Origin of the sequence: Escherichia sp. AM3, from assembly GCF_032029835.1 — a bacterium.
Classification (GTDB): Bacteria; Pseudomonadota; Gammaproteobacteria; order Enterobacterales; family Enterobacteriaceae; genus Escherichia; species Escherichia coli.
The window spans coordinates 1-4,491 of the sequence record NZ_JAVUPQ010000132.1 but is presented as its reverse complement, the minus strand read 5'-3'; the positions used below and the strand labels follow the sequence as shown (position 1 = coordinate 4,491).

At 44.3% G+C, this 4,491-nt stretch carries 9 protein-coding genes and 1 pseudogene; 1 reads left to right on the top strand and 9 read right to left on the bottom strand.

Annotation, left to right across the window (positions count from 1 at the left end; all coding sequences use genetic code 11):
- Positions 1-61 (bottom strand): annotated as a pseudogene (gene essD, locus RTW80_RS22645) (phage lysis protein EssD); the annotation flags it as partial.
- A 573-nt stretch (positions 62-634) separates the two neighbouring features.
- Between essD and RTW80_RS22640 the strand changes: the two are divergent.
- Positions 635-1,732, top strand: a complete 1,098-nt coding sequence (locus RTW80_RS22640) for a porin (protein ID WP_000737266.1) — start codon at positions 635-637, stop codon at positions 1,730-1,732.
- Between the two features lie 189 nt (positions 1,733-1,921).
- On the opposite strand, the gene quuD is transcribed toward RTW80_RS22640, so the two are convergent.
- The 8 genes from quuD to RTW80_RS31660 all read right to left on the bottom strand — a co-directional run bounded on the left by quuD (position 1,922) and on the right by RTW80_RS31660 (position 4,490).
- Positions 1,922-2,305, bottom strand: coding sequence for an antitermination protein QuuD (quuD, locus tag RTW80_RS22635; protein WP_001204780.1), 384 nt, complete (start codon positions 2,303-2,305; stop codon positions 1,922-1,924).
- 85 nt (positions 2,306-2,390) lie between these two features.
- Positions 2,391-2,531 (bottom strand): YlcG family protein, encoded by a 141-nt coding sequence (locus tag RTW80_RS22630; protein WP_032145910.1) that lies wholly within the window; start codon positions 2,529-2,531, stop codon positions 2,391-2,393.
- Positions 2,528-2,890, bottom strand: a complete 363-nt coding sequence (rusA, locus tag RTW80_RS22625; protein WP_001099516.1) for a crossover junction endodeoxyribonuclease RusA — start codon at positions 2,888-2,890, stop codon at positions 2,528-2,530. Before rusA ends, RTW80_RS22630 begins: the two co-directional genes overlap by 4 nt.
- Positions 2,887-3,177 (bottom strand): DUF1364 domain-containing protein, encoded by a 291-nt coding sequence (locus RTW80_RS22620; protein ID WP_000774490.1) that lies wholly within the window; start codon positions 3,175-3,177, stop codon positions 2,887-2,889. Before RTW80_RS22620 ends, rusA begins: the two co-directional genes overlap by 4 nt.
- Positions 3,170-3,340 carry a NinE family protein gene (locus tag RTW80_RS22615; RefSeq protein ID WP_000224916.1) on the bottom strand — a complete coding sequence of 57 codons (171 nt, stop codon included), beginning with the start codon at positions 3,338-3,340 and terminating at the stop codon, positions 3,170-3,172. The genes RTW80_RS22620 and RTW80_RS22615 overlap by 8 nt, the downstream gene beginning before the upstream one ends.
- Positions 3,340-3,795, bottom strand: a complete 456-nt coding sequence (gene ybcN / locus RTW80_RS22610) for a DNA base-flipping protein YbcN (RefSeq protein WP_001050829.1) — start codon at positions 3,793-3,795, stop codon at positions 3,340-3,342. The genes RTW80_RS22615 and ybcN overlap by 1 nt, the downstream gene beginning before the upstream one ends.
- Positions 3,792-3,893 (bottom strand): hypothetical protein, encoded by a 102-nt coding sequence (locus RTW80_RS22605; protein ID WP_072106870.1) that lies wholly within the window; start codon positions 3,891-3,893, stop codon positions 3,792-3,794. Before RTW80_RS22605 ends, ybcN begins: the two co-directional genes overlap by 4 nt.
- Before the next feature lie 540 nt (positions 3,894-4,433).
- Positions 4,434-4,490 carry an IS1 family transposase gene (locus RTW80_RS31660; RefSeq protein ID WP_003032489.1) on the bottom strand — a complete coding sequence of 19 codons (57 nt, stop codon included), beginning with the start codon at positions 4,488-4,490 and terminating at the stop codon, positions 4,434-4,436.
- Position 4,491: the final 1 nt, after the last annotated feature.

Below are 4,491 nucleotides of genomic sequence, written 5' to 3'. Positions count from 1 at the left end.
CGGCACTACCTGCTGAGGTGCCATAGGCGACACCCGTTGTTAACTTATCCATGGATTTCATAACCCCACCTCGCAGACAAAGCGGGTGTAAATTGAGGGAATACTACGAAACGTAACAGACTCGGAGTCAGTGAATAACTCAGGTATTGGGTTATCAGCTAATATCGAGACTCAAAAAATGGAAAAACCCGCTCGACGGCGGGTTTAAGCTGTGTGACGAAGTAACCACTCTTAACAGCATAACCAATTTTTTACGTACGTAAACCACTAAATGATATTTGCGAGAATGCTACCGAGTATTGAAAACACCACTACAAATACATAAGCAAATCTCAACAAATAACCAACAAATAATTTCTAGTGTTATTTTTAGCCGATTTAAATTGAACCTTCAAATCATAGAGCACTTATAAATAACAACCGTTAATATAAATTGGCTAATAGATTTATTTTTATTCAGCCAAGAGCCATGAATAGGATTCGATAGAAAAAAGTTCAGATAAAAATAGAGATCTACTTCACAAATCAAACGAGAAACCAAAACTTACATCTTGAAATAATCATATTGATTAGATGAATATTTATCGCGCAGTGACATCATTTTTTAATAATAGTTCAAAAAAAAGGGCTCACGATGAAAAAATTAACAGTGGCAATTTCTGCTGTAGCTGCATCAGTACTGATGGCGATGTCTGCTCAGGCAGCTGAAATTTATAATAAAGACAGTAACAAGCTGGATCTGTACGGGAAAGTTAATGCTAAACACTACTTCTCCTCTAATGATGCAGATGATGGTGATACTACTTATGCCCGTCTTGGCTTCAAAGGTGAAACCCAAATCAACGATCAACTGACTGGTTTCGGTCAGTGGGAATATGAATTCAAAGGCAACCGCGCTGAATCTCAAGGTTCCTCCAAAGATAAAACCCGTCTTGCCTTCGCTGGCCTGAAATTCGGTGACTACGGCTCCATCGATTACGGCCGTAACTACGGTGTAGCATACGACATCGGTGCGTGGACTGACGTTCTGCCAGAATTCGGTGGCGATACCTGGACCCAAACAGATGTGTTCATGACTGGTCGCACCACTGGTGTTGCAACCTATCGTAACAACGACTTCTTTGGCCTGGTTGATGGTCTGAACTTTGCTGCTCAGTACCAAGGCAAAAACGATCGTAGCGATTTCGATAACTACACCGAAGGTAACGGTGATGGCTTCGGTTTCTCTGCTACCTATGAATACGAAGGATTCGGTATCGGTGCAACTTATGCAAAATCTGATCGTACCGACACTCAAGTTAATGCAGGGAAAGTTCTTCCTGAAGTATTTGCTTCCGGTAAAAATGCAGAAGTTTGGGCCGCAGGTCTGAAATATGACGCTAACAACATTTACCTGGCCACTACCTATTCTGAAACCCAGAATATGACTGTATTTGCTGATCACTTCGTTGCTAATAAAGCCCAAAACTTCGAAGCTGTTGCACAATATCAGTTCGATTTCGGTCTGCGTCCGTCCGTTGCTTACCTGCAATCTAAAGGTAAGGATCTTGGAGTATGGGGCGATCAGGACTTAGTCAAATATGTTGATGTAGGTGCAACCTATTACTTCAACAAAAATATGTCTACTTTCGTTGATTACAAAATCAACCTGCTTGACAAAAATGACTTCACTAAAGCACTCGGTGTAAGCACTGATGACATCGTTGCTGTAGGTCTGGTTTACCAGTTCTAATCTGATTACGAAAAAGATATGTTGCGGGAGGCATTGCCTCCCCAACATATAAGTGGCTCCCTCAAGCCACTTCCTTTAGAAGCACAACCTTGCTTCTAACTATATAAACCTTCTGTTATATATTACCCTTTATTTTTGGGGGCGTCTCAACGCCCCATTTTTAATAATTTTTAGTAAACAATTGGCATATTAATTAGAGTTATTAACAACGATATCCATCTCTAACCGGATATCTAATGCCATTAACATCCCTTCAATTATGCCCTCAGCCTTCTGTAACCTTTTCCCGATATAACCATCAGAGCAGCAATGCTTACCTGCCAGTGACATGAATGTCATACCGACTACATAATAATCTACTAATAAATCGTGCAAATCGCTGTTGTTCTTTTTCAGACGGGCCATGCACCCGCAAATGATCATCGCGTCATCGTCACAACATTGCGGGCGAGATTTTACTTTTGAAGGAATTAATCCCTTAAAACCGGCGGCAATGGACGACCAGGTCACATCTTCATGATTATTAGCCGCCCACGCTCCCCAACGCTCAAGAACCATCTGAATATCACGCATCAACTTACTCCACAAAAATCAGACCAAAACGCCAATTACAAGCAAAAATCAACAAAACAGTATTAGTTGATTGTTATCTCTGACTTCATACTCCTGCTCCTGTCAGGGTTTTGGCGTAACTCTTCAGTATTCGGTAATCGGTCAAAACAGAACCGGGGAAACGATATAAGCGCAGGCGCACCCAGCGGCGGCGAAGACGTTCTGCCATATAAGACTCAAACATCATTCATCTCCCAGTTCAGTGATGGTCAGTTCCAGCTTCCCACCTTTGGTAACAGGCATCTTCACAACGCGGTAATCAACGACCAGCTCATCATCCAGCCAGAAACCTGCTTTAGTGAGTGCGTCAAAAGCGGCTTTTTGCAGATTATCCAGGTCACGGCGACGGCGATCCGGCATGTGGCACTCAATGCGGATTTTCACAGGCATAGCCAGACCGATATCCAGCATTGAGCCTTTAATGATTCGGGCGACGTTATCGCGGTATGCCTGCCCTTCTGCGCTGATGTGCGTGCGCCCTCGATTATGGCGGTAGTAGCGGTTATTGCTCGGCGGCCAGGGTAGTGTGATGTGGTAAGTATTCACGCCTTAATTACCCCCTCTTTCAGCCAGATAACCTGCGTTCTCGCCATACCTTCCAGCGCGCATTCTTTTGCATATCCAGCGTCAACAAAATGCGTGCGGCGGTCGATTTCGTCGTGGCAGGCAGAACATGCAATGGTGGCAATCAGGTCTGGCGGTTTGATACCGGTACCGCACAATCCAGCCAGCCGGATATGTGCCAGTACAGACGTCTCAGAATTGCCATTACATACGCCAGGGATTCTTACCTGGCATTCCCGACCACGCGCTGCTTTTCTCAAATCAGCCATGATTCCTCCTTGCTGCCAGTCGCAACCATTTTTTATCAACCAGGCTAGCGGTATATCCGAGCAGTGTTGGTATTTCGGATGGCTTCAGCTCAGGCTTACGCTTACGACGATTAGATACTCTGTAGATGTGTCCGTTCATGACACGAATAAGCGGTGTAGCCATTACGCCTCCTGCTTGTCGCGGAGCAGCTGGAACTCGCAGCTCTGCGGAATAGTCAGGTGGCAGCCAATATTCATCGCCCAGGCTTCAACCTTACACAGGAAGACATACATCTCTCCGGTATCGAGATCGGAGGTATGACGTAATGACTGAATGGTGGTGATTTCACCGGTTACGACATCAACCAGTTCTTTGGTTTCATAACCGAGATAAGTGTGTTTGAGAGCATCTTTTACCCAAGGTGGAGTGGCGAACGTTTTACCCCTGCTGATGAGGTATTCACTGATTTCGCTGTACCACATGTGGCTGAGTGCATTCTGGGAAAGACTGCGTCTCTCGCGCCACGGTTTAAGCACCATGCGAAAGCATTTGCCGTCCTCCAGATAAGGCTGGATCTGCTGACCGATAGCGGTGAAGTTACCACGATGCAATTTGATGCCATCTTGTAGGAGATTCACGATTCACCTCCGCAGAGGTCAAACGCTGGATGCAAAAAATCGCAGGTGCATTTCTGCATCTGTGACAGCAAAAGAGAGTTTAGATTGTATGTGCGCATAAACGTCCCCGTTTAGCGCAGAAGTCACCGATGTTGTTCAGGCTCCGGTGACATTATTATTGCTGGTTGATTATGGAAAATCAAAGGTAGATTAATTTAATAATCCTTGGAGAAATCTCACGCACCACCTCAATAGTTGCGCTTGCTCTTGAGAATCAACAAAAAGATAAGCGTCTTTATTTCCGTGGAAAAGGTTATTTCTTATCCTTATAACTATCTTTAATACTGTAGACATGGTGTTTAGATCTGTTGCTGCGTCATTTTGAAGTCCATTAACTATTCCCCGCCTATCTCTCTCTCGACCGACACAGAGGGCGTCAAGTCTTTCCTGCGCATCCCCATTCAAAATGTATCTCTGCTTAAAATCGTGAAAAAGTTCGTTGGGCACCTTTATCCCGGCGTCAAGTAACGTTCGCGCATAATTTAAACTGTCTTCCCCCTTAGCAAAGCCACCAAAAAAACTTTGCTCGACCCTAGGAAAAATCATGCAGAATTGAAGATAAACATCAATCAGTTCATCAGATGGGTAATGACTCCAACTTATTGATAGTGTTTTATGTTCAGATAATGCCCGATGACTTTGTCATGCAGCTCCACC